Here is a 24,951-nt window from a genome sequence, read left to right on the forward strand (position 1 = left end):
CCTCGGTCGGGTCCTCGGTTGGCTCTACCGTCGGATCGTCGGTGGGAGCAACTGTCGGGTCGTCCGTCGGCACTTCGCACTTGCACTTGGAACCCACACGAATCTTGCGCGGGGTCGGCTCCTTAATGACTTCCTCAGACGTCTCCGGATCGCCTTCCGGCACGCCGTCCTTGAGCTTCCAGGTCTTGGTTACTTCCTTCTCACCAAATCCGCCTGCCTGGTCCTCAACAACCTTGCCAACTTCCAGGTTCGGGTCATACTCAATGATGGTGTCGAACGGAGTGCTCTCCTTGTGCTTATCCGTCAGCACAGTCTCGTGGTGGGTCGCAGGACCAACCTCGATGATGTGTGTGGTCGGATCACTGATCTTCTCAGTGGACTCATCCTTCGTCGCCTCACCGTTCTCAGCGTTAACGGTGACGGTGTGCTTAATCTCACCCTGCTTGCCTTGCTGGACAACCTTGGTCTCGCCAGGCTTCAGCGCAGGGTTAACGCGGACCTCAACCTCGAACGGAGTGTGCTCATTCCATTCAATGACCGTGGATGCAGGTTTACCCTTGGTGCCTATCCTGACGATCTTCTTGACTGGTTCGCTAACACGCTTAGTGGTGGTCTCCGTACCAGTAACCTTCGAATTCTCGATGGTCTTCGTCGTGGTGACCTTGTCCTTGCCCAGCTTGCCCTCTTGGACGGTCTCCTGGGTACCGGCTTCCATCGTGTCATCGAAGATGAACTCGGTCTCGAACGGCACATCGACCTCATACTCGGAGGTCTCAGAGCCCTCGGTCTTGGTGCCAACACGGATCACCGCGTTGCTCGGCTCCTTGGTGCGCTCAGTAGTCACAATCGGCTCACCATCCGGCTTACCGTCCTTGATCTTCTGAGTGGAGGTGACGGTCTCGCTACCGAGCTCGCCTTGCTTGTCGACGACCTGCTCGCCCTCCTTCAGCGTGTTGTCAAAGACAATCTCGGTCTCGAACGGAACCGGCTTTTCAACCTTGGTCACCACAGAGGTGTCCTTGGGCGCTGGGCCGTACTCGATGATCTCATTGACAGGAGCCTTGGTCTGCTTCTCCTCCGGGGTCACCGTTGCCTGGTCGCCCTTCGCGGTGAAGTCCGCGGTGTAGGTCTTCTCACCCGGAACACCCTTCTGGACAACCTTGATCTCACCCGGCTTCAACTCCGGGTTCGGACGGGTCTCAACATCGAACGGAACCTGAGCGGTCCACGTAACCTTCTCAGAGGCCTCAGACGGCTTGGTGCCAACGGTGATGACTTCGTCGACAGGCTGCTTGTTGATCTCTTCGGTGATCTTGGGATCGCCCGGCTTGGAGTTGACGATGTCACGCTTGATCGTCACCGTCTTCTCACCCGGCTCACCCTTGGTGGTCACTTTTGACTCGCCAGCAGGCATGTTCGGGTCATACTTCACTACAACCTTGTACGGGGCCTCAGCCTTGTAGGTCTCGGTGTTCTCACCGGTGGTCTTGGTACCGACGCGGATGATCTGCTCGGTCGGCTCCTTGGTGCGCTCCGTGGTGACGGTTGGGTCGCCGGAGGGCTTGCCGTCGACAAGCTTCTGCGTGGAGGTCTCAACCTCGGTGCCGAGCTCGCCCTTCTGATCGACGACCTGCTTGCCCTCTTCCAGGGTGTCATCGAAGACGACCTTGGTCTCAAACGGAATCGGCTTCTCGGTCTTGGTCACCAGCTCGCTCGGGGCCAGACCCGGGCCATACTCAATGATGCGCTTGACCGGTTCCTTGGTGGTCTTTTCCTCAGCTACCTCGGCCTTGTCGCCCTTAGCGGTGAACTTAGCGGTGTAGGTCTTCTCGCCGTCCGCGCCTTCCTGGACAACACGGGTTTCACCAGGCTTCAGGTCCGGGTTCTCGCGAACCTCAGTCGGGAAAGGAATCGGGACCGTCCAGGTCACGTCCTTGGCGCTCTCGGCAGGCTTGGTGCCGACGACAACGACCTCATTAACCGGCGCCTTGGTGCGCTCCCAGCTACCGTCCTTGTTCTGCTTCTCCGAGCCCGCCTTGCCTTCGGTTTCAACCGTGTAGGTACCGGCCGGGACGGTGTCGTCGTATTTGTAGACGACGTCAAACGGAACTTCGCGCGTCGGAACGTCAACAACGTTCACAACACCGTAAGCGGTGTCCGTGGAGCCATCCTCGTAAGTCACAGTAACCGGGATCTTGACCTGGTCACCCGGCTTGGCATCCTTAGGTGCGGTTGCGGTGATCTGGCCATTGTCATCAATGCTGACGGTCCAACCTGCCGGAACCTTACCCAACTTGTAGGGGTTTTCCTTCGCAACGTTGACGTTGTCCGGCTTCTCAATCGTCACCGGCAGTTTCGCAGTGTCACCCGGGTAGACCGTTTCCTCGGGGTAGGTTGGATCGGCCTCCCATTTGTTGGTCAGCTTCACCACGGTGGTCACGGGCACCTTCAGGGTGGATCCGTCTGGGGTTTCAACCGTGACGCTGATGGTCTTCTGCTCACCCGGCTTGGAATCCGCCGGCGGAGTGGAGGTCACCACGCCAGTTTTCGGGTCGATCGTGTACTTCCAACCGTCAACATCCTGTTCGGTGATCGGCGATCCATCGTCGTTCTTACCAAAGGAGAACTTCGATCCCTTCGGGGCGTCCTCAACATGGTGCTCCACAGACTGGTTCGGGCCTGTGACCTGTACGTCGTAGGTAGGGGCGATGTCGCTCTTGAGCACGACAACGGTGCCCTTGACCTGCTGCGGTTTAGCGGTGTTGTCGTAGTAGGCAAGAACCGGAACGTCCAGGATGTATCCTTCGGGCGCTGTCCGTGGGATGGTGGTGGTGATTTCACCAGTGTTCTCATCGATCTTGACGGTCCACGTACCGCTGTCATCCGTGACGGTGTACTCGGTCTTGCCGCCTTCAAACGTGTAGCGCTTCGGGGCTTCATCGTTCGTGTTACCGCTCAGGCCGCGCTCCGGGAGCTTCGGCTTGAGGCTCACCTTTGCGGTCGGCTTGTTGGTCACCGTGTCATAGTCGGGGATCTTGATGTCCACGATGGCTTGGAACTGCGTCTCAATCTCATCGGTGGTCTGATCCGGGTAGGTGGCCTTGATCTTTGGGGTGATGATGCTGCCCGGCGGGACGGTTTCGTCCGCCTTCGCGGTAACCCTACCGGTCTCATCGGCGGTAACGGTCCAGCCATCCGGAACGGTATCCGGGTCAACCTCAAACTTCGCGGGGTGAACCGGGCCATGGCCCTTCATGATGGACTTGGTGCCAACCTGAGCCGTAATGCTCTGGCCCACCTTGCCCTTCGAAATACCTGGGCGCACTAGGTCGGTGACCTGGGTGTGGTTCGGTTCAACGACTACGAGCAACTCAAGCTCATCGGTGGAGCCGTTCGAGTACTCCACAATAACCTTCGGACGAGCGAAGGTGCCTGGCTTTGGCTCCTCTGGAGCGGTGACGGTGACGTTGTAGTCCTCGTCCGTCTCAACAGTCCAGCCCTCGTAGACGTACTTCTCATCCAGCTTGACCTTGGCTTCGAAGCCCTTTTCGCCCTTCTTCTTCGCTAGGTCCCTGATCAGGTCCGGGGTCTGGGTGAAGGTAACCTTCTGTGGCTCGGTAGCCAGCGGACCAGTAGCGCTATCGACGCCGGAGATGATCGAGGCGTCGGTCTTGTCGTACCTCGGGGAGTGGTACTCGGTGTCGTCCAAGGAGAACGCCTTCGAGTCGATCACGTTCGCCTTGTTGTAACGGTCCAGCGAATTGGAGCTGTCGAACGCTTGTCCATTACCGGAGTTATTGTTCTCGACAGCAGCTTGAAGCTGGTCCACAGATCGCGGCTTCGCCAGCACGGAGAAGTTCACGTTCTTGTCGGTCGCTAGATCGGTGCCTCGGTATTCCAGCCACGTGAAGTAAATGTCACCGTTGTCGTCGATGCGCAGGTTCTGCTCGCCACCGGAGGCTGCGGGGTCCGTGGTTCCAATAAACTTACCGTTGCCGTCGTAGGCCTCCACAAGCATGCGCGACATTGAATCGTCCGTGCCGCCGTTCGCAACAGCCGGAACGTTGATGTGGCCGACCTTGGTCTCTTCCCCTGGGACAATGACGTGCTTTTCAAAGCTCTCCCACGAGACCGTAATCGGGTTACATTCGATGTTCTCGCTCGGCCAGGGGTTTACAACTGCCGAAAATTCAGCATTTCCGCCCTCGGTGGCTTTCAGCCCGTTAACGTTCTCCTTGGTGTACGTACCCTGCCAGGCGTATCGCACCGGGTTATCGGCACCGGCCCCTGCGAACTGTGTGACCTCGTCCTCGGTCAGGTCCGCGAAGATATTCAGGTTCCTCTGAGCACGGGATGCCGTAATTTCGATTTTCTCATCGGCCTTCGCGGTCACCGGGAGCGGCGGATTGACAGGAAAATCCTTACCGGCATCTATGGAGGCAACCGAGCCTGCGTTCAGGACGCCTCCCATCAATCCAGAATTAGAAAAACTCCAGTCCGCGAACGTGCGGTCCTGCGAATTGTCGAAGGCGAGACTCAGCCCCCACGTGGTCTTGGAGGGGCTTGTCGCGCTCGGTTCCAGATTCTGCCAGGTAAAACCCGCCTGGCTACCACTCGGTGCACCGCCTTCGACCACACACGAACCGGCCGGTAGATCCGAGGCCTTCTGCTTGTCTTTCTCCACCGCGCCGGACTTGTCACGGACGCCGCCGGTCAGCGTTGCGGCTGCAGCCTCGGGGGTCAGCTCGTTGAAAGACGTGATGCTTAGCCCACTGAGCGCGAGAGTAATAGCGGAGAGAGCGGCCACTCCCCTGCGAGAGGCGCGACGGTGGGGCGAACTACTGCTTTGTGCATTCATTTCAATAGACCTTTCCAATGCAAAACTCTGCCTCGCCCCCGCGGGAAAGCGTTGGTCTTAGGGCTTGCCAAGCGCTCTCCCCTCAAATACCCGAGAGAACAGACAGGAAATAGACAGGTTATCGCTAAAAATAATACCTACCAAAGAGGAGAAAAGCAAGGAAAAATACCTACTCACCAGCCATTTATTGACGACAGTTCACAGCATTTTAAAAGCTGAAAATTCGCTGGATCGTCCACCCTATGAGACGGGACTAGGTTTCTGTATGTAGGGCACGGGGAGACGTCGCCAAGCACAGCGCGCCCACCGTCATGCGAAGCACACGATCAAGCGGTAGGCGCAACCGTTTAGGATTCCTCGTGAACCAAATCCGAGCCACCGGAGGAATTGGAGTCGCCCTCCTCGTTAAGGTTCTGCGAGAGGTTGGCCTCCATCCACGCGCGCACGGCGCCCTCGAAATCCTCAGACTCCTCCACCTCCTCAACGACTTCATCGAGGTCCTGCGTCGTCAGGAATTTGGTAAAGGACGCGATCTCTAGTTTCTCATCGCGGTTAAAAAGCCCGTCCTGGTAGACCACAACATAGTTTTGCGGCAGTTCCGGCTTGGAGTTAGGGCAGCCCTCAGCGCCGGCAGGCTCGACCACGGACATCTCCGGAGGCATCGACGCCATGAGCGCAACGTGGGTGCGCTCCAGGAAATCCACGTCCTTCGTCCCCTCATCCTTGGCGGCCACATAATCCTTTGAAATCTCGCGGGCCTCCACCGGGTTGTAGATGTTTAAAAACTCGCCCGTACAGCCAACAAAGAAGTTACCGTTCGTGCTTACCCCACTGACGTGTTCACCGCCGCGCCGGACCATCATTGGCTCCTGGGAAACGGTGGCCGCACGCCCCTCATCGCGGAGGGTCTGGCGGTAGATTTCCGCCAAAACACGCTGCTCATGGGATGTCGGGTCGATCATGATGGTGATTGGCGCCGAGGCAACAGGCTTGGGGTCTGGCTTGGGCTCATATCCCGAGCAGGCGCTAAGCGACGCCCCCACAACCCCCACCAAGGCCACCCCAGCAACGCGGGAGAAGGTTCGGGAACGTGAGGTTTCGCGGGGCATCAAGATAGGGCGCATTCTTTCTCTTAAACCAGACATGGAGCAGGACAAAACCACAACATGTCACTACTGTGCAGCTGCAGCGCTTCAGGCGCAGCATCTGGCTGAATTTTACACATCCCATTGCCCTGACGCGGTGTGGCTCTCCTCAGCAACGGGTGACTAGACTGGTGAGGGTTATGACTAGCGCTATTACTGAATCTTCCGTTCGCGACGCGCTCACGCGCGTCGATGACCCAGAAATCGGTCGCCCCATCACTGAGCTCGGCATGGTGAAGTCCGTGACCGTCACCGGCTCGGACGTGGATATCGAGCTTTATCTCACCATCGCGGGCTGCCCGATGAAGAGCACCATCGAGTCCAATACCCGCGCGGCGGTTTCCGAACTAGACGGGGTCGGCGAGATCACCATCTCCATGACACCGATGAGCGATGAGCAGCGTAAAGAGCTCAAGCAGAAACTGCGCGGCGGACAGGCCGAGCCGGAGATCCCCTTTGCCAAGCCCGAGTCCACCACCCGCGTCTTCGCGGTGGCCTCCGGCAAGGGCGGCGTGGGTAAGTCCTCCGTCACGGTGAACTTGGCGGCTGCCTTGGTAAACAAGGGCCTCAAGGTCGGCATCGTCGACGCCGATATCTACGGCCACTCCGTCCCCAGCCTGCTGGGTTCCACGGCGGGCCCCACAGTGCTTGATGACGAAATGCTGCTTCCCCCCGTCTCCCACGGCATCAAGCACATTTCCATTGGCCAATTCGTGGAGGGCAACGCGCCCGTCGTCTGGCGCGGGCCGATGCTCCACCGCGCCCTCCAGCAGTTCCTCGCGGACGTCTTCTGGGGTGATCTTGACGTGCTCCTGCTGGACCTACCGCCGGGTACTGGTGACGTGGCCCTGTCGGTGGCCCAGCTCATCCCCAACGCCGAGCTGCTCATCGTCACCACCCCGCAGGCAGCTGCGGCCGAGGTGGCCGAGCGCGCAGGTTCCATCTCACAGCAAACGCGCCAGCGCGTGGCCGGCGTGATTGAGAACATGGGTGCCATGGTCATGCCGGACGGCTCCACCATGGATATCTTCGGTTCCGGTGGCGGCAGCGTGGTGGCCGAGCGCCTCAGCGTACTGCTGGGCCACGAGGTTCCCCTGCTGGCCAGCATCCCGCTCGACCCGAGCCTGCGCGCCGCCGGCGACGCCGGAACCCCCATCGTCATCTCCGCGCCCGACTCCCCCGCCACGCAGGCCATCAACAAGGTGGCGGATTCCATTGCGGTGCGCTCCGATTCCCTCGTGGGCAAGAAGCTTGGTTTGGGCGTGACCCGCAAGAACTAATCGGGTCTTAGGTGACATCTTCCCAGGAGGAGCTACCCTCGCCGGTGGGTGTAGTCCCGCCGCGCGGGGGCTGCGTCGTTTTCTTGTTAGTCGCTCGCTCTTCCACGGACTGCTGCGCACCCAGGTCTGGGTAGACCTGCGAATAATCAAACGTCGGCCGCGCGGGGTTCTCCTGTGGCGCAGGCTGCGCTGGCCGCTGCGGCGCGGGTTGGTTGTTTACTTCTGCGTCGTGCTCGTACGGGCTGGTGCTCTTCTTGATGTCCTCAGCCATCTTTTTCGGGTTGAAATCGTCCCAGGCGGAATCGTCGCCGTCGAAAAGCGCCTTGGTGATAACTCCGCGCGGCCCCATGCGCGTCCACTCCGCCGCCTGGCTCAGAGGTACGCGAAGGTCATCGAACTCCGCGCCGAGACCGCTCATCTCACCGTTGAGCTCCGCCTTAGCGTTGGCAATTGCTTTGCGCGCCGCATAAATCGCCGCACGCACGTCCATGATCACACCGGGCAGGCGCTCGGGGCCGATAATCACCAGACCCAGCAGCACGATGACGAGGATCTCTACCCAACCAATTGAGGAAAACACGAAACTATCTTAACTACTTCGCTAATGGTGACAGGGCGACGGGCGCGCGGAAGGCTTCGGGGCTTATAAGTCAGCCCCGCTGGTTATGCCGGATGGCGCGCACAACCATCTCCACCTTGTCAAGGAAGTCTTGGCGAGGCCGATGGGCGGGCATCTCCGCGTCCGGCCCAGGCCCAGCGCCCTGATTAGCAATACCCGCAAGTTTAGCCATGAGGGAATCCGGCGCCTTGACGTGGGAATCCACGCTGCATTCCCGAATCCATTCGGCGGCATTGCGCTGGTGGTGAATGTCCGCTCGGCACTCCGCGCAGTGCACGAGATGAACGCGCACGCGGTGGGCATACTTGGCCGGCATTTCACCATCGACAAAGGCGACGACCGCCTCGGGCCCCAAGTGGCCGATCGTATCCGCGCGCTGCGCGCGTGACTTGGCTTTATCGCGGACTTTGGCTTGGGCCTCAGTAAAGAATCCGGACGAGCCTAGGTAGTGGCCATGTTCCTGATCCCCCGAGGACTTCTTATGCCCTGATTCCTTCACCTCAACGTCACCTCAACTCAGCGCGTGCTTTAGGCCTTCACTTAGCTGCGAGTTTCGCAGTCCTAAGGCTAAACGCTGCCCAGTCTAGCGCGTGCGCAGCAGGCTGCGGGTGTCCGCGTTGGTCTGCGCTTCCTTTTCCAATGCGGCGCGCAACTGGGAGCGGCCGCGGTGGATTCGAGAGCGCACGGTACCCATCTTCACACCGAGAGTTTCGGCGATTTCGTCGTAGCTCATGCCAACGACATCACAGAGCACCACCGCAACACGAAAATCAGGCGCAAGGTTATCCAGTGCCGATTGCAACGCCGGGTCGAGGTTAGCCACCGAGTAGGCCTGCTCCGGGGTCATGTCAGTGCCGGGGACACGCTCATAATCCTCCGGCAAGGCCTCCATGCGAATCTTGGAGCGGTGGCGGACCATGTCCAAGAAGAGATTCGTGGTAATGCGGTGCAGCCATCCCTCAAAGGTTCCGGCCTGGTATTTATTCAAGGAGCGGAAGACGCGCATGAAGGTCTCCTGCGTAAGATCCTCGGCGTCATGCTGGTTACCGGAGAGGCGGTAGGCCAAACGGTAGACACCATCAGCATGTTCGGCAACGAGTTCCCCCCAAGAGGGCATGTCGCCCTGGCCGGCGTCGAACGCTGCGGTTCCGGTCAGCTCTTGGGCTTCTGCGTTCTCGGAAGAGCTGACGGTGGAAGAAGAATCACGAGTGCTTTGAGCGGTCTCAACACTGCGCTGCTGTGTGGTCATGAGGATCATCATTCTATAGTGCGGGCCGAAACTCCAGCCAGCGCACTGTGAGCAGCCTGTGAATCCGTCACTCCTCTTACATGCGCTTCTTGTGCCACACGGAGAGGACAATCGCGGGCGATTCTCGGCGCGCAGCTGCAGCGAGTTCACTATGGTTTTCTATTGTGACTACTACGGCTTATGACGCAATGCGAACCTATATCGAATCCACCAGCGAGAGCTCTGAGGTGCTCGCCGCCGCCCGCGCCCACGCGGAGGAGTACGGACTTCCTTCGCCGGATGAGGCCACCGGCCAGCTGCTCAGCACGCTCGCCGCGGTTTCTTCCGGTACCTCCTCCCGCCCCCAAGCGGTGGCGATTACCCCGGCCGCATCAGTCGTGGGGCTGTATTTGCTGGCGGGGATGCCGGACAACGGAATCCTGACCTGCATTGACCCAGAGGCCGAGCACCAGGCCAGCGCTAAGCAGGCCTTCCGCGATGCCGGCTACTCCCCTAGCCGCGGGCGCTTCCTTCCTTCCCGCCCCCTCGACATCATGGGCCGCTTGGCTAATGACACATACCAGGTGATTTACGCCGAGGTCCCCGCCCTCGACATGCCTGCGCTTCTCAAGGCCGCCTGGCCTCTGCTCCATCAGCACGGCACGTTGGTGTTGGCCAATGCGCTTCTCGACGGCACCGTGGCCGACCCCTCCCGCACCGACCGCGACACCGCCGCCGCCCGCGAGGCCGACGAATACGCCCGCTCCCTCGACGGTGCGGCCGTCACACGCCTGCCCTACGGTGCGGGCTTGACGCTCATCACCAAGATGTAGTCTCCACCAAGCACTACAAAAGCGGGCGTGGGGTGGACTTCAATCCACCCGCACGCCCGCTTAGTGTCCTTCGCTGTCTTGCGGCTTAGACCCTGACGTTCTTGCCCACGACAACCACGCCGCCTTCGGAGACCTTGAAGCGCTCCTCATCGCGTTCGCGGTCCACACCGATGATGGCGCCGTCACTAACAACCACGTTCTTATCCAGGATGGCGTGGCGGACCACCGCGCCACGACCGATGCGCACGCCGGGAAGGATGACGGAGCCTTCCACCGTCGCCCCATCCGCCACGTGCACGTCCGAAGCTAAGACGGAGTTGCGCACCGTACCACCGGAAATGATGCAACCCGGAGCCACCATCGAGGACTGCGCAATACCGTTCTGCACAAACTTCGCCGGCGGGAAGTTGGAGTCATCCGTGGAATGAATAGGCCACGAACGGTTGTACAGGTTGAAGATTGGGTGCACCGAAATCATGTCCATGTGCGCCTCATAGAAGGAGTCGATGGTACCGACGTCACGCCAGTAGCCATGGTCACGCTCCGTGGAACCGGGTACTTCGTTAGCCATGAAGTCATAGACGTGCGCCTGATCGCGCTTCACGAAGTAAGGGATAATGTTGCCGCCCATGTCGTGGGCGGAATCCTCATCCTTTTCGTCTTCCAGCAACGCGTCGATAAGCGCCTGCGTGGTGAAGACGTAGTTGCCCATAGAGGCATAGGTCATGTTCGGGTCATCCGGGGTCGCCGGAGGATTGGCAGGCTTCTCGACGAACTCCGTGATCGTGCCCATCCCATCCGCCTGAATGCAGCCAAAGGCGGAAGCCTCCGAGCGCGGGACGCGGATACCCGCCACCGAGCAATCCAGACCGGTGGCGATGTGCTCTTCCACCATCTGGGCCGGGTCCATGCGGTAGACGTGGTCGGCGCCGAAGACGATGACATAGTCCGGCTTTTCGTCATAAATCAGGTTCAGCGACTGCAGGATGGCATCGGCCGAACCGTTGTACCAGCGCTTACCACGACGCTGCTGAGCCGGCACGGAAGCGATGTACTGCGGGGTGGGTCCAGACAGGTTCCACGCTTGGGAAATGTGGCGGTCCAGAGAATGGGACTTGTACTGGGTCAGCACCGCAATCTTGAGGAAACCGGCGTTGACAAGATTGGACAGCACGAAATCGATCAGGCGATAGGAACCGCCGAACGGAACGGCGGGCTTAGCGCGGTCTTCCGTCAGAGGAAAAAGGCGCTTTCCCTCACCGCCGGCAAGGACAATGGCAAGGACATTTGGAAGGCTTCTCACATCACCCAATCTATAGACGTTTTCTGGATCGCGCAGTCGAAGAGTGCTTGTTTTTACCCCCTTTTGATTGCCTCTCGCCTCCCCCGCAGGCCTACGCGCCACATGGCCTCTCAAGGTTTAGCGCGAGCTGTGGATAATCCGTATTCTGGCGATTATGAGAGCCGGAATTTTTTCTAAGGAGTATCCGCCGGAGATTTATGGCGGAGCGGGCGTCCACGTTGCAGAGCTCACGCGCTTCATGCGCGAGATCATCGATGTTTCAGTTCACTGCATGGGTTCTGAGCGCGACGAGAAGGATGTGTTTGTGCATGGCGTTGATCCCTCGTTGAAGGAGGCTAACGCCGCGCTGCAGACACTCTCCACAGGGCTGCGCATGGCCAACGCCGCCTCCGATATTGATGTGGCTCACTCCCACACCTGGTACACGGGACTGGGTGGGCACCTTGCCGGCCGCCTGTACGGCATCCCCCACGTGGTCACCGCACACTCGCTCGAACCCCACCGCCCGTGGAAGCGCGAACAGCTTGGTGGTGGCTATGAGATCTCCTCGTGGTCGGAAAAGAACGCCATGGAGTACGCTGACGCCGTCATCGCGGTGTCGGCCGGAATGAAAGACTCAATCTTGGATGCATACCCCCGCATCGACGCCGACAAGGTCCACGTGGTCCTCAACGGCATCGATACTCAGGTATGGCAACCGGGTGAGTCGGCGGTGCTGGATAAGTTGGGCGTCGACAAGCAGCGTCCCATCGTCGCCTTCGTGGGGCGGATCACCCGGCAGAAGGGCGTCAAGCACCTGCTGAAGGCTGCCCAGAACTTTGACCAAGACATTCAGCTTGTGCTGTGTGCCGGCGCACCCGATACGCCGGAGATTGCAGCGGAGACCGAGGCCCTCGTGGAGGAGCTGCGCGCCCAGCGTGACGGCGTGTTCTGGGTCAAGGACATGCTCTCGCGCGAGGAGATTAAGCAGGTCTACTCCGGCGCCGATGTGTTCGTCTGCCCCTCAATTTATGAGCCTTTGGGAATCGTCAACCTTGAGGCAATGGCTTGTGGCACCGCCGTGGTGGCGTCCAATGTGGGCGGCATCCCCGAGGTCGTTGTGGACGGCGAAACTGGTGTTTTGGTCAACTATGACGCAGATGACGACGCCACCTTTGAAGCCGATCTTGCCGCCGCCGTGAACCGCGTTGCTGCCGATAAAGAGCTGGCACAACGCTTCGGTGCTGCGGGCCGCCAGCGCGCCATCGAGGACTTCTCGTGGGCTACCATCGCGCAGCAGACCGTGGACATTTACCGCTCGTTAATGTAGGAAGGACTGCCGTGACGCATAAAGAAACGCACCATCGCCCAGAACTTCACTTCGTTCCCGATAGCGGGATCCTCGACGCCCCCGCAGGAATCGTCCGGGACGGTCATACCTGGCATCTGTTCCACCAGTACCGCCCTGACGCTGGCCAGCCTGCGCGCTGGGGCCATTCCACCTCCGAGGAAACAGCCTTCGCGTGGCTGGACTGCGACGACGTCCTCGCCCCCGTCGGTGGCGAGCTGTCACTACGCGCAGGCTCAGTGGCGGAGGGCAAGGACGCCCTCAACCTTTATTTCACCTCGGTGACCTCGGTGGGCACCAGCGTGCGCTTGGCGCGGTATACCGACTACGCCGATGAATGCATCGTGTCTGATGACCCTTCTGCGCTCGATCCGGATGTCGTCCGCTTTGGGGAGGCCGTGGGCGCCCACACCAACTATGACCGCTTCCGCTCGCCTTCCGTGGTCCCGGATTGGGCCAAGGAAGACCGCGAAGAGGGACACGATGGCTGGCTGATGCTGGCGCTGACCGGTCATTCCGATGCCCCTATGCCGGTAATTCTGGACAGCCCCAATGGCGAATCTTGGACTCTTCTTGGGCCCTTGAGCTTCGACGGCGACCCTGGCTTCGAAGACGGCGAAGTCCCGGCTACCTCCCCCATCCCGCCGGTGGTGTCACCGCGCTTGGTGCGCCTTCGTGACGAGGTAGATAGGGAAATCTACGATGTCCTCTTCGTCACCTTAGAGCGCGAGGGCCGCGACGTTTCTGGCTACATCGTGGGCCGCCTCGACGGCACCGTGTTCACCGTGGCACGAGGTTTCCAGCGCGTGGACTATGGCCATGACTTCTCCCGGCCACGCAACACCAACACCACGACCGGAACGATTCCGCAGGAGCGCCGCTACGACCGCGCAGTCATCCTCGGCCTGCTCAATGGCAATGGCCGCGGTGATGACGCTACCAAGCACCCCACGTGGGAGGCTGAGGACTGGGCTAATAGCTTGTCACTGCCACGTGCAGTCACGCTGCAGGGCGGTGTGCTCTACCAGACTCCGGCGGAGGGGCTGCCAGATGCCGTGAAGCTCTCGGACTACGCACGGTCTTGGACAGGCGTATTGGAGGTACCGGCGGGCTCGAGCGTGACCGTCACGCTGAAGGATGGCTCCGGTGACGCCGCTGCGGTCATCCGCCACACGGGCGAGGAAATCAGCTTGGACCGCTCCATGTCGAAGGCCTTCGACAACTACTTCAAGGACTCCGCCCCAGCAGTGGCCAAGCTGGCCGAGGGCGATTCGGATACCCTCACCGTCATTCAGGACGGTGCCAGCGTTGAGGTGTTCGTAGACGGCGGATTGGTCGCCATGAGCTCCCGCGTCTACTTCGAGGGTGGTTGCTCTGCTATCGAGGTCAGCACCGAGGGCGAGGCTACTATTGAGCAGTCCTGGAACAGGAAGGGCACCAAGCTCTCTTAAGAGCATCGAACGACGATTATAGAAGGAGGCCCAGGGCGACTGGGCCTCCTTTTGTGTGCGGGCCCACTGTGAAGTACCAGACCCGTAGCGCCCCTGTGCCCGCGGTCATCTTTTCTCGCGCATGACTCATCAGTTCCACTCGCTCCCCTTCCTCCCTTCGCGCTCACCGGGAGCGGTCTTGGCGGCTGATCGAGGCTCTTGGTGAGCGCGAAGGGAGGAGTCGAGGGGAGGATTCGACGAGAGGGGTCAGCGAAATAGCCAGCGCGTCAACGCAAGCTCCAGATCACAGTGAGCAAAAAGACCCGGGGTGGTTGCTTCACAGGCCGCCCCGCCCTTCGCGCTCACCGAAGAGCTAAAACCTTCCGACGGACCCACTGCCGGTGAGCGCGAAGGGTCGTTCCGAAGAGAGAAGGGTCGTTCCGGAGAGAAAAGGGACGCTCGGAAGAGAGAAGGACCGTTCCCCGGGGCTGAAAAGCAAGGGCTGGCAATGAGAAGCCGAGCGCAAGCGATGAGTTAGGCCGAGCGCAAACGATCCAGACGGGCGTGGGCCGTCACAGTCAACGTCTGCGGCAAGGAGGCCATGCGCTCTGCCAGCTCTTCCGGACTAATGTGGCGCGCCGAGGGGCTCATCCCTACCTGCGCGGCGATGGACGCCTTGTCCAAGACGATGGGGAAAGAAATATCGACCGGATCCGCTGCCTGCTTAAGGAACCCTTCCGCCTGCGTGTAGAGGCGATCCACCTTGCCTTCTTCCACGCCAAGAATTCCCAGCGGCTCTCGCAGCTCATCCAGGTGACCGGACTGCGGGGTCAAGACGATGACCTCCCCGCCGGGTGCGAGAACGCGCTGGAACTCCGCCGGATTGCGCGGCGCGAAGACCACCGAGATGGCATGGATTGAATCATCCTTCAAGGGCAGGCGCTCCCACACATCCGCAACCACGGCGCCGACGCGCTCGTGCGACTTGGCCAGATGCTTTGCCGCATGCGTAGAGATATCGAGGCCCACGCCGCGAGCGCCCTCGATCGAATCGAGCGTGTGCGCCAGGTAGTAACCCGTGCCGGCGCCTACCTCCAGGAGCGAGGGGGCGGTGTCCTCATTGAGGCCTGCTTGCTGAGCCGCGTCCTGACTCTCCAAAGAATCTTGCACCGCTCCAGTGACTGCCTCCACGAAGGGCGCGAAATGCCCCATAGCCAGGTAGGTTTCACGGGCGGTGACCATCGCGGCATCGTCACCTTGATGCTTCAGACCCGCACCAGCTGCCAACGTGACGTAGCCCTGCTTGGCCACGTCATAGGAATGGCCGGTCTCCGACACGAGGCGGGAAAAATCATCCGCGCCCTCAAGGGCGCTGCCATCGGCGGGATCGGCCAGAATATCGACGATATGTGAAAGCATGCTCCCTAGACTAGCTAGAAACTGCTACGAGGAGTGAACCCAACTCCGCTGCTTCTTCTTTGCTGAGCTCAATAACAATGCGCCCACCCCCGTCAGAAGGAATGCGCATGACGATCTTGCGGGACTCCTCTACCGCTTCCATCTCTCCACCAGTGGTACGGGGCTTCATCGCTGCCATATTGAGTCTCCTTCGACTGTATTTTGTACGTCCTTCTAGTCTAGCTCTTTTTCGGCCGCCGGCGGCAGACTCGTCGCTGTAGGCTCGGCCTAGGCCTGAACCGAAGGTTCTGAAGGTTCGCCCGATGACGCCGCCTTGGCACCCCAATGGCGCTCCACTGCCGCCAACAGGGCATCCACTTGGTCCTGGCGGTAGCCGCGCGCAACCACGTCAAAGCGCAGGTCATCGAAGCGCCCCTCCTCGAGGGACCGAAGATTCTCTCGATCGGTATCCACGGCCTTGTCGGGAGCGCCCATGACAGGCCCCCGGCCCACGAAGCTTCCCCACGCCCACGTGCCGATGATGATGAGGGCAATGAGCACCACGATAAGAAGAATCCAGGACATCATGCGCTAAATCCTACCCAGCAATGGTGGCCTTTGGGCAACAGGCCCAACCACGCCAGCACGGGACAGGATGGTGCGCGCAACCACATCGGCCATCGGGGCCAGCTCCTCCAATGGTCGGTTACGGTGGGTGCGGGTGCCCAGGTCAACCTCGGCGAGGGCATAGGGGCCATAGCGCTTGGCGACGTCTATCAGCAGGCCCGCTTCCACCCCGTACCCTTCCACGAACGGCAGCTCCATGGCGGCCGCGCGTCTTAAGGCGTATTCGCCGCCGAGTGGTTGGTCAATGTATGCGAGCTCTGGGAAGAACTGTCGCAAAAGCGGCTTGGCGGTCAGCTCGGTCACGCGCCCACCACCGGTAGGCTTTCCTTGAAGGCTGCGCGCATAGCGGGCCTTGACCAGCTGGACGTGCGGATCTACGAAGGGCTCGCTGAGCGCTGTGACCATTCCGGACGCGGCGGATTCTAGGTCCGCATCGATGAAGACGACGATGTCGCCCTCAACTGCCGCCACGCCGCGCCAGAGGGATTCGCCCTTGCCGGGGCGGGGCTCCTCAGGCAGGATCTCCCGCCAATTGAGCACCTGAGCCCCTGCCGCCTGCGCCTCAGCCACAGTTTCATCGCTCGAGTCCGCATCAATGACGATGACCTCTTGAGGTTCATCCGCCAGGCAAGCACGCACCACGTGCGCGACTGTGCGCTCCTCGTTGAGCGCAGGGATAACCACAGAAACGCTGTCGGTCATGGCTTAGGCTAGCCCCCGCGTCGTGGCCAAGGGAGCTATCTGGCCCTGGATGGCGGCGGTCATGCGGATGACGTCGAGAGTCGGGGCCACCTCATGGACCCGAAAGGCCGCCACGCCCCGTGCCGCCGACCATGCCGTCGCTGCCAGCGTGCCCGCGACGCGCTGGTCCACGGCGCGGTCGAGGGTCTCACCCACAAAATCCTTGTTCGACAAGGCCATGAGCACCGGCCAGCCGGTCGCCACGATCTCATCGATGCGCCGCAGCAACTCCAAGCCGTGGAAGGTGTTTTTGCCGAAATCGTGCGTGGGGTCGATAAACGTCAGCTCCTCCGGGCAACCGAGGTCGGCGGCGCGCTCGGCCAGCCGCGTGGTCTCGCTGATGACATCGGCAACCACATCATCGAAGTGCACACGATGCGGGCGGGTGCGCGGGGTCACGCCACCGGTGTGCGAGCACACGTAGCCTACCTTGTGGTGGCCAGCCACCTCGATGAGCTCGGGGTCCCAGCCGGCCCACGTGTCATTGACTAGACCGGCACCAGCAGCGATCGCGGCCTCTGCTACCTCAGCGCGCCACGTGTCCACCGAAATCAGCGCTTCCGGGCGGCGGCGGTGCAGCTCCGCGATGGTGGGCACGACGCGCTCGATTTCCTCGGCTGCGTCGACATGCTGACCCGGGCCGGCCTTGACGCCTCCGATGTCGATGATGGAGGCGCCGTCGTCAAGCGCCTGCTCCGCGCGCTGGATTGCTGGGTCGAGCTCGAAGGTGGCGCCCTTGTCATAGAAGGAGTCTGGGGTGCGGTTCACAATCGCCATGACCCGCGCGAGGTTGTGCGCTTGGGTCACTTGCTCTCCTGCTCCCGCAGGCGCTTGTCCGACATGACCTTGTGCGCGGCCAGGATGTGGGCGACGGCTTCATCGATATCGTCCGTGACCAAGAAAAGATCGAGGTCCTCGGCGCTGATGAATCCACCCTCGGCCAGGGTCTTCTTCATCCACTCCACCAAGCCGGACCAGTATTCAGTACCCATGAGCACGATGGGATAGTTGGTCACCTTGCCGGTTTGGACCATGCACATGACCTCGAAGAATTCATCCATGGTGCCCATGCCGCCGGGCAGGCAGATGAAGGCCTGGGAGTACTTGAGGAACATGGTCTTGCGGGCAAAGAAATAGCGGAAGTTCAGGCCCAAGTCCACGTAGGGGTTCAGGCCCTGCTCGTGCGGAAGCTCGATGCCTAGGCCCACAGACAACCCTCCGGCCTCGTGCGCGCCGCGGTTGGCCGCCTCCATGATGCCGGGGCCACCGCCGGTAATGACGGCATACTTAGCCTCCACGAGGCGGCGCCCCAAGGCCACGGCCAGCTGATAATTCGGATCCTCCTCCGGGGTGCGAGCGGAACCGAAGACGGTCACGGCCTTCGGCAGCTTGGCCAGGGCGTCGAAACCATCCACGAACTCGCCTTGGATGCGCAGGACGCGCCAGGGATCGGCGTGCTGCCATTCGTGATCCGCGCCGGACTGCAGCAGCCGTTGGTCAAAGGTGGAGGACTGCTCTCCAGCAGTACGCACGAGAAGTGGTCCGCGCAGGGTGCGCAGTTGCTCAGGCGTCATGGTGGTCTTATCCCTTCAGGTAGTTCAAGAGTGCGGTCGAGACTTCGGTGATCTGGGTGACGGGCACTTGTTCGTCCTTCTTGTGGGCAAAGCCTGGGTCTCCAGCGCCGAAATTGACGGCTGGGGTCCCCATCTCGGAGAAGCGGGCCACGTCGGTCCAACCATACTTGGCGCGGACGTTGCCGCCGACGGCGTCGACAAGCGCGCGTGCCGCCGGCTGGCCCAAGCCGGGCAGGGCGGCGCCGGCGATGTCATCGACCTCCACGGTGATGTTCTCGTGTTCGCCGAGGACCTCCATCAGGTGCACCAGCGCCTCCTCGGAGCTGCGGTCCGGGGCGAAGCGGAAGTTGACGAACATCCAGGCCTCATCCGGGATGGTGTTGGTGGCCACGCCGGATTCGAGGTGGACGATGTTGAGGCCCTCCTTGTAGGTGCAGCCGTCAATCTCCACGTCGCGTGACTGGTAGTTGGCCACGTTGAGCATCACCGGTGCCAAGGTGTGGGCGGCGTTGGAGCCGAGCCAAGCACGGGCCGAGTGCGCGCGGGTGCCGTGGGCGGTAACGCGCACGCGAATGGTGCCCTGGCAGCCGGCCTCGATCATGGCGCCGGAAGGCTCCCCCAGCAGTGCCAGGTCCCCCTTCAGCCATTCCGGGTGATCCTTTTGCAGGTGGCCCAAGCCGTTGAACTCGGTGGCAACCTCCTCGCCCTCGTAGGCGATGACGGTGAGGTCGTGTTTGAGATCATCGGAGTTGTACAGCTGCGCAAAGGCGTTGAGGTAGACCGCCATGCCCGACTTCATGTCGACGGTGCCGCAGCCGTACATGATCTCCCCGTCCTCCGACATGGTGTGGGGCACGTTATCGGCCAGAGGAACGGTATCGATGTGGCCGGCTAGGACCACGCGGCTTTCAAAACCCCGGTTTGTCCGGGCACACACGGTGTTGCCATAGCGTTGCACCTCCACCGTGTCTTGGTCCAGACCGCGCAGGGCCTCCTCGACGGCGTCGGCGATCGCCTCTTCGTGATGGGAAGGGCTCGGGATATCCACCAAGGCCTTGGTCAGCTCGATGGGATCGGAGAAGAGATTTAAAGTCACAACCCGCCATGCTAGCGCCCCCGGATGCTCAGCGCATTGCGTAAAGTACTTCCCATTACAAACAATCAATAGCGTTGAAGGTGATCACCCTATGGCAGCGGCCACACAACTCAAAACCCGCCACCTCACCATGATGGGGCTCGGATCCGCAGTGGGTGCGGGACTCTTCCTGGGCGTGGGCCTAGGCATTCAGGTGTCCGGCACCTCCGTTCTCATCTCCTATGCGGTAGCTGGCGCGCTCATCGCCTTGGTGATGTGGATGCTCGGAGAGATGGCCGCCGCACGCCCTTCGCTGGGCGCTTTCTCCACTTATGCAGGACAGGCTTTTGGGCCGTGGGCCAGGTTTACGTTGGGCTGGATTTACTGGTTCATGCTGGTCATGGTGATGGGCGCGGAGATTACCGGTGCTGCGGCCATCATCTCGAATTGGTTCGGGGTCGATCCGTGGATACCGGCTTTGGTGGCTGTGGTGTTCTTCGCCGTGGTCAACTTTGCCGCCGTGGGTGGTTTCGGCGAATTCGAGTTCTGGTTCGCCATCATCAAGGTGGCCACCATCGTGGCTTTCCTGGGCGTCGGCGTGCTCATGGCTTTGGGCATCCTGCCTGGAATGGACCTCTCCTTGGCAGGTCATAACTTCACAGAGAACTTCCTGCCCAACGGCGGCCCCGGTTTTGCTGCCGGCCTGCTCGCCGTGGCTTTCGCCTTCGGTGGCATCGAGCTGGTCACCATTGCCGCAGCCGAGTCCGAGGATCCAGCGCACAACGTCGCCACTGCGGTGCGCGCCATTATCGTGCGCATCATGGTCTTCTACATCGGTTCCATCCTGGTTATCACGCTGGCATTGCCTTTCAGCTCCATCCAGGACGCCGACGTCGCCGCGGACTCGCCCTTCACGCTGGTCCTCGCCGCCGCGAAAATCCCCTTCGCTGCAGGATTCATGGAAGCCATCATCGCCCTAGCGCTGCTCTCTGCCTTCAACGCACAGATCTACGCCACCTCCCGTCTGGTCTATGACATGGCGAAGGACCATAGCGCGCACCACATCTTCCTTCGGACGAACGCCTCCGGTTCCCCCATTTTTGCGGTGGTGCTCTCCATCATCTTCGCCTTTGCATCGGTGGTGCTGCAGTACTGGAACCCGCCGGGATTGTTGGCCTTCCTCTTCAACGCGGTTGGCGGCTGCCTGCTGGTCATCTGGTGTTTCATCGTGGCCTCCTATATCAAGCTGCACCCACAGATGCAGGCCAACGGCGAGCTCACCACGCTGCGCGTCCCGGGCTTCCCGTGGCTGCCGTGGCTCACCGCCCTAGCGCTGGTCGGCCTCACAATTCTTATGCTTTTCGACGCCTCCGCCCGCAACCAAGTCCTCGCCGTCCTCATCCTGACCGTGGCCCTGGTTGTGATCTTTCACCTACTACCGGGTAACTCACGGCGCACGACAGAGGCGTAGCTGCTAGGGTGTGAGCCTATGACTTCAGCATCCGCACGCGGCCTGGCAACCATTACCCACGACGGCACCGTCCTGGACGTTTGGTTCCCGGCAGTTCACACCGATATTTCTGTAGACGCCAGCGGCACCGAGCGCTTGGAGGAGGTTCCGCAGCAATTCGCTGACCTGGTTGGCCCTGATGAGGAGCGCGGCGTCGCCCGCATCGCAGTGGAGACTAAGATTGCGGACCTTGACGAGGCGCCCGCCGATACCTACGACGCTTACCTGCGCCTGCACCTGCTCTCTCACCGCGCAGTCAAGCCTCACGGCCTGAACGTGGACGGGATCTTCGGCAAGCTGGCCAACGTGGTGTGGACCAACTACGGCCCCTGCGCGGTTGCCGATTTCCAGATGGTCCGCGGCCGCCTCGCTTCCCGCGGCCCGGTCGTGGTCTACTCCGTCGATAAGTTCCCGCGCATGGTGGACTACGTCGTCCCGTCCGGCGTTCGCATTGGTGACGCCGACCGCGTTCGCCTGGGCGCCCACCTCGCCGAGGGCACGACCGTGATGCACGAGGGCTTCGTCAACTTCAACGCCGGCACCCTGGGCGCCTCCATGGTCGAGGGCCGCATCTCCGCAGGTGTTGTCGTGGGCGATGGCTCCGATATCGGCGGCGGCGCCTCCATCATGGGCACCCTCTCCGGCGGCGGCAAGGAGGTCATCTCCATCGGTGAGCGCTGCCTTTTGGGCGCGAACTCGGGTGTAGGCATTTCGCTTGGCGACGACTCCGTCGTCGAAGCCGGCCTCTACGTCACCGCCGGCACCAAGATTGCGGTCTTTGGCAAGATTGCTCAGGCCCTGGGTCTGTCCGAGGGCGAGACTGTCAAGGGCTCTAAGCTCTCCGGCGTCTCCGGCGTTCTGCTGCGCCGCAACTCCGTCACCGGCGCCGTCGAGGCCGTGGACTGGAAGTCTGAGGCTGTGGCCCTCAACGAGGATCTGCACAAGAACTAAGCGCTGTTGCTTGAGGCCCCCGTTTCTGCGGGGGCCTTTCGCGATCGTGGACTTAAGCCCTCCGCATTGTGCACAAGCGCTATAAAATGGCCCCTTTATGCCCAAACGCCTTGGCAGCTGCCTACAATGCTAAAGGTGACTGCTCAAAACGATTCCTCTCCTAGCTCACTCGGCAGCGGCTTGAAAGTCCGCCACCTAACCATGATGGGGCTGGGCTCCACTATCGGTGCCGGTCTTTTCCTAGGCACCGGCGTAGGTATTTCCGCCGCCGGTCCCGCGGTTCTCTTGGCCTACCTCATCGCTGGCTTCCTTGCCATCTTGGTCATGCAAATGCTCGGTGAGATGGGCACGGTCATCCCCGCTTCCGGTTCCTTCTCTGAATACGCCGAGCACGGAATCGGACGCTGGGCAGGCTTCACGCAAGGCTGGATTTATTGGCTTGCCACCGTCGCCGTCCTCGGCGCGGAAATTACGGGCGCTGCTGGTTTCATCGGCGCATGGTTCGACTGCCCGCCGTGGATCCCCGCGGCCATCTGCGTGGCGCTCTTTGGCACCATCAACCTCTTGCGCGTGCGTCTGTTCGGCGAGTTCGAGTACTGGTTCGCCTTCATCAAGGTCGCGGTCATCATTGCCTTCCTCATCATCGGTGTATTGCTGATCTTCGGGCTGCTTCCTGGCCACACCTTCATCGGCACGTCTGTCTTCCTTGCCGACGGCTTCATGCCCAACGGCCTCGGCGGCGTGGCCGCCGGCCTGCTCGCCGTGGCCTTTGCTTTCGGCGGCATCGAGGTCGTCGCCATTGCCGCGGCGGAATCCGAGGACCCCGAGAAGTCCCTTGTCAACGCGGTGCGCACCACCATTACTCGCATTTCGGTCTTCTACTTGGGCTCCGTCCTCGTCATCACCTTCCTCCTGCCCTACTCTTCGCTCGGCTCCGCGCAGTCTGCCGCCGAGTCTCCGTTCACGATGGTCTTGGACCGGGCTGGAATCCCTGGTGCTGCGGCCATCATGGAAGTGGTCATCGTGCTCGCGCTACTCTCCGCGTTCAACGCGCAGATCTACGCCTCCTCCCGCATGATGCACTCGCTGGCTAGCCGCGGCGAAGCCCCCAAACTCTTCGCGTCGACAGACCGCCGCGGCGTGCCGACTGCCGCCATTGCGCTGTCGGTCATCCTCTCCGCAGTCATGGTTGTTCTCAACTATGCGGATACCGGATGGCTGCTGTCCTTCATGCTGAACGCCGCTGGTGCTTCGCTGCTCATCGTGTGGGTCTTCATTGCAGTGAGCCAGCTGCGCCTGCGCCCCCGGCTCGAGGCCATCCACCCACTGCCGGTGCGCATGTGGGCCTACCCCTACCTCACGTGGTTCGCATTGGCGCTCTTTGCAGCTATCGCAGTGCTCATGCTTAGCGACGCCTCCGCCCGCATCCAACTCTTCTCCGCCGCCGCCATGTTCGCGGTACTCGCCATCGCCGGCGTCATCAATGCCAAGGCGCGCGGCATCTCCCCTACAGCCCGGCTGCCCTTACCTACCGCAGAGGAACTCGAAACCCGCTAGCCGCTCCTCGCCGCCCTGCTCGCCTCTGCGCCCCATCTCGCAACCGCGCCCCTTCCTCGCTGTCGCTCCACCCCCTTCGCGCTCACCAGCGCACGATGTAGCACCGGTTCTCCGCTCTCGGTGGCCGGCAAGGGCGCGGGACATGAGTTCCCCCTCAGCCACCGCCCTTCGCGATCACCGCCGAACGCTCTAGCAGCTAATCAGCGATCCCGGTGAGCGCCAGGGGTAGGGTCTAGGCAGCGGTCCTCTCCGCCCCGCAACTCCGCCCCACCACATCGCCACCCGCCCTTCGCGCTCACCAGCGAATGCTTTAAGCGCACAGAATCGATTCCGATGGCCGCGAAGGGTGGGGGCCAGTATCCACACGACAGGCGTGGGCCGGGCTGAGCAGCCAAGTTGTGCTATTTGCTACTTGGCGGAGTCCCCAATGGGGCTAGCCAAGAGATAATGAAGATGAATACCGCAGGAAAATTAGCGACGCGTCAACATAACCCCCGGAAAACTGGGCTTCAAACCCGAGTTATCCACAGGTAGGGAGTTGACTATCGACTCGTCGATAAGCACTGCATACCTTGAGCTTTATGAAGGCATGGACAACCGCGGAGCTCCGTGAGATGGGACTGAGCAAGGAGGCAATCAGGCGGAAGCTCCGCGCGGGAAAACTCTTTCGTGTGCACCGGGGAATTTACAGCGATGAGTGGTCGCCGCTGGCCGTGGCACGCGCCCTGGCTCACGGGCTGAGTCGAATACATTTCACGGGTAAGACCGCGCGGGAAATTCACTTGGGGCGGAAGTTGACGTTTCCGCTGGAAGCCGAGGGGCCGCGCACGCTCAAAGGGAAAAACTTTGAGGTGACACATTCGCGGCTTTCGGCTACAACCAAGGTGAATGACCTGCCTGTGGTCCAGGTGCTGTGGGCTGCACGTCGTTTAGCACCCGCTTGCGGGCAGCTGCTGGAAGAACACTATCGAGGCAAGACTGGGCCTGAGCGCTTGAACAAAGACCAGCGGAGAATGCGTCAGATTCCCCGGCGTTTGAAGGAGGCTATTCGTTACACGCCCATCGGCGCGGACAGCGTGCCGGAGCGCCAGCTGAGCCGAAGGCTACGAGCGGACGGGATCTTTCCCGAGCACAACGCGCTCATTGCGAACTACCGCTTTGACCTGAAGATGGGCAAGCTCATCGTCGAGGTCGACGGCTGGGAGCACCACAAAAATAGTCGTGCCTTTCAAGCAGACCGCTCGAAGCAGAACGCCGCGGTGGCTCATGGATATACGGTTTTGCGCTTTACTGCCGACGATATCCGCTACCACCTCGACGATGCCGTACTTCTCATCAAAACCACACTTGAACAGCTTAAAGGGCGTAAACCGAAACTGCCGGCTGTGGTGATGCAGCCCTTCTGGGAATGGCATGTTTGCATGTAACCCTTGCCTTCATGACAAGTTTTCTTTACACTAAGACATGTAAGCACGACACGCCGTAAAGGAGACCA

General features: G+C 61.2%; 21 protein-coding genes. 8 read left to right on the forward strand and 13 right to left on the reverse strand.

The features are described from left to right. Together HMPREF2912_RS07835 and HMPREF2912_RS07840 are read right to left on the reverse strand one after the other, a co-directional pair. Window positions 1–4,858: G5 domain-containing protein (locus HMPREF2912_RS07835; RefSeq protein ID WP_148139411.1), on the reverse strand; the 4,858-nt coding region annotated here is incomplete at its 3' end. A 347-nt stretch (window positions 4,859–5,205) separates the two neighbouring features. Next, entirely contained in the window at window positions 5,206–5,982 is a 777-nt protein-coding gene (locus HMPREF2912_RS07840; protein ID WP_070683797.1) for a hypothetical protein, read from the reverse strand. Between the two features lie 161 nt (window positions 5,983–6,143). On the opposite strand from HMPREF2912_RS07840, the gene HMPREF2912_RS07845 reads away from it, so the two are divergent. Next, the gene (locus HMPREF2912_RS07845) at window positions 6,144–7,283 is read left to right on the forward strand and encodes an Mrp/NBP35 family ATP-binding protein (protein WP_185963183.1); all 1,140 of its coding nucleotides are present in this window, start codon (window positions 6,144–6,146) and stop codon (window positions 7,281–7,283) included. A 7-nt stretch (window positions 7,284–7,290) separates the two neighbouring features. Here the strand turns inward: HMPREF2912_RS07845 and HMPREF2912_RS07850 are convergent, their stop codons facing one another. The 3 genes from HMPREF2912_RS07850 to sigE form a co-directional block, all read right to left on the reverse strand. Then, entirely contained in the window at window positions 7,291–7,863 is a 573-nt protein-coding gene (locus tag HMPREF2912_RS07850; RefSeq protein WP_070597111.1) for a twin-arginine translocase TatA/TatE family subunit, read from the reverse strand. A 70-nt stretch (window positions 7,864–7,933) separates the two neighbouring features. Beyond that, window positions 7,934–8,401 carry an anti-sigma factor family protein gene (locus tag HMPREF2912_RS07855; protein ID WP_070562905.1) on the reverse strand — a complete coding sequence of 156 codons (468 nt, stop codon included), beginning with the start codon at window positions 8,399–8,401 and terminating at the stop codon, window positions 7,934–7,936. Window positions 8,402–8,485: 84 nt separating this feature from the next. Then, complete coding sequence (sigE, locus tag HMPREF2912_RS07860; RefSeq protein ID WP_070563082.1) at window positions 8,486–9,151, reverse strand: RNA polymerase sigma factor SigE; 666 nt, start codon at window positions 9,149–9,151, stop codon at window positions 8,486–8,488. A 164-nt stretch (window positions 9,152–9,315) separates the two neighbouring features. On the opposite strand from sigE, the gene HMPREF2912_RS07865 reads away from it, so the two are divergent. Next, window positions 9,316–9,963, forward strand: a complete 648-nt coding sequence (locus HMPREF2912_RS07865; RefSeq protein ID WP_070597112.1) for an O-methyltransferase — start codon at window positions 9,316–9,318, stop codon at window positions 9,961–9,963. A gap of 85 nt (window positions 9,964–10,048) precedes the next feature. On the opposite strand, the gene glgC is transcribed toward HMPREF2912_RS07865, so the two are convergent. Then, the gene (gene glgC / locus HMPREF2912_RS07870) at window positions 10,049–11,266 is read right to left on the reverse strand and encodes a glucose-1-phosphate adenylyltransferase (RefSeq protein ID WP_070562089.1); all 1,218 of its coding nucleotides are present in this window, start codon (window positions 11,264–11,266) and stop codon (window positions 10,049–10,051) included. Between the two features lie 154 nt (window positions 11,267–11,420). On the opposite strand from glgC, the gene glgA reads away from it, so the two are divergent. After that, window positions 11,421–12,575, forward strand: coding sequence for a glycogen synthase (glgA, locus tag HMPREF2912_RS07875; protein ID WP_070597113.1), 1,155 nt, complete (start codon window positions 11,421–11,423; stop codon window positions 12,573–12,575). 11 nt (window positions 12,576–12,586) lie between these two features. Then, the gene (locus HMPREF2912_RS07880; protein ID WP_070562092.1) at window positions 12,587–14,044 is read left to right on the forward strand and encodes a GH32 C-terminal domain-containing protein; all 1,458 of its coding nucleotides are present in this window, start codon (window positions 12,587–12,589) and stop codon (window positions 14,042–14,044) included. A 513-nt stretch (window positions 14,045–14,557) separates the two neighbouring features. On the opposite strand, the gene HMPREF2912_RS07885 is transcribed toward HMPREF2912_RS07880, so the two are convergent. The 7 genes from HMPREF2912_RS07885 to dapE all read right to left on the reverse strand — a co-directional run bounded on the left by HMPREF2912_RS07885 (window position 14,558) and on the right by dapE (window position 19,459). Next, complete coding sequence (locus tag HMPREF2912_RS07885) at window positions 14,558–15,442, reverse strand: methyltransferase domain-containing protein (RefSeq protein WP_070530398.1); 885 nt, start codon at window positions 15,440–15,442, stop codon at window positions 14,558–14,560. A gap of 10 nt (window positions 15,443–15,452) precedes the next feature. Then, the gene (locus tag HMPREF2912_RS07890) at window positions 15,453–15,620 is read right to left on the reverse strand and encodes a DUF3117 domain-containing protein (RefSeq protein WP_010187237.1); all 168 of its coding nucleotides are present in this window, start codon (window positions 15,618–15,620) and stop codon (window positions 15,453–15,455) included. 89 nt (window positions 15,621–15,709) lie between these two features. Continuing rightward, the gene (locus HMPREF2912_RS07895) at window positions 15,710–16,009 is read right to left on the reverse strand and encodes a DivIVA domain-containing protein (protein WP_070597049.1); all 300 of its coding nucleotides are present in this window, start codon (window positions 16,007–16,009) and stop codon (window positions 15,710–15,712) included. Between the two features lie 3 nt (window positions 16,010–16,012). Continuing rightward, window positions 16,013–16,750: a glucosyl-3-phosphoglycerate synthase gene (locus tag HMPREF2912_RS07900; protein WP_070562891.1), complete on the reverse strand. Its 738-nt coding sequence runs from the start codon at window positions 16,748–16,750 to the stop codon at window positions 16,013–16,015. Between the two features lie 3 nt (window positions 16,751–16,753). Further along, on the reverse strand, window positions 16,754–17,566 hold the full coding sequence (folP, locus tag HMPREF2912_RS07905; RefSeq protein WP_209167975.1) for a dihydropteroate synthase: 813 nt from the start codon (window positions 17,564–17,566) through the stop codon (window positions 16,754–16,756). Between the two features lie 26 nt (window positions 17,567–17,592). Next, window positions 17,593–18,363, reverse strand: a complete 771-nt coding sequence (locus HMPREF2912_RS07910) for an LOG family protein (RefSeq protein WP_070562885.1) — start codon at window positions 18,361–18,363, stop codon at window positions 17,593–17,595. A 7-nt stretch (window positions 18,364–18,370) separates the two neighbouring features. Continuing rightward, a complete protein-coding gene (dapE, locus tag HMPREF2912_RS07915; protein ID WP_070562882.1) occupies window positions 18,371–19,459 on the reverse strand; it encodes a succinyl-diaminopimelate desuccinylase in 1,089 nt (362 codons plus the stop codon). A gap of 91 nt (window positions 19,460–19,550) precedes the next feature. Here dapE and HMPREF2912_RS07920 point away from each other — a divergent pair, with 91 nt between their 5' ends. The 4 genes from HMPREF2912_RS07920 to HMPREF2912_RS07935 all read left to right on the forward strand — a co-directional run bounded on the left by HMPREF2912_RS07920 (window position 19,551) and on the right by HMPREF2912_RS07935 (window position 24,883). Beyond that, window positions 19,551–20,909: an amino acid permease gene (locus HMPREF2912_RS07920; protein WP_070530389.1), complete on the forward strand. Its 1,359-nt coding sequence runs from the start codon at window positions 19,551–19,553 to the stop codon at window positions 20,907–20,909. Window positions 20,910–20,927: 18 nt separating this feature from the next. Then, on the forward strand, window positions 20,928–21,899 hold the full coding sequence (dapD, locus tag HMPREF2912_RS07925; protein ID WP_070524922.1) for a 2,3,4,5-tetrahydropyridine-2,6-dicarboxylate N-succinyltransferase: 972 nt from the start codon (window positions 20,928–20,930) through the stop codon (window positions 21,897–21,899). 126 nt (window positions 21,900–22,025) lie between these two features. Next, window positions 22,026–23,456 (forward strand): amino acid permease, encoded by a 1,431-nt coding sequence (locus tag HMPREF2912_RS07930; RefSeq protein WP_070562873.1) that lies wholly within the window; start codon window positions 22,026–22,028, stop codon window positions 23,454–23,456. A gap of 581 nt (window positions 23,457–24,037) precedes the next feature. Then, window positions 24,038–24,883, forward strand: a complete 846-nt coding sequence (locus HMPREF2912_RS07935; protein ID WP_070562871.1) for a type IV toxin-antitoxin system AbiEi family antitoxin domain-containing protein — start codon at window positions 24,038–24,040, stop codon at window positions 24,881–24,883. Window positions 24,884–24,951: the final 68 nt, after the last annotated feature.

This window comes from Corynebacterium sp. HMSC056E09 (assembly GCF_001813425.1).
Lineage (GTDB): Bacteria > Actinomycetota > Actinomycetes > Mycobacteriales > Mycobacteriaceae > Corynebacterium > Corynebacterium hesseae.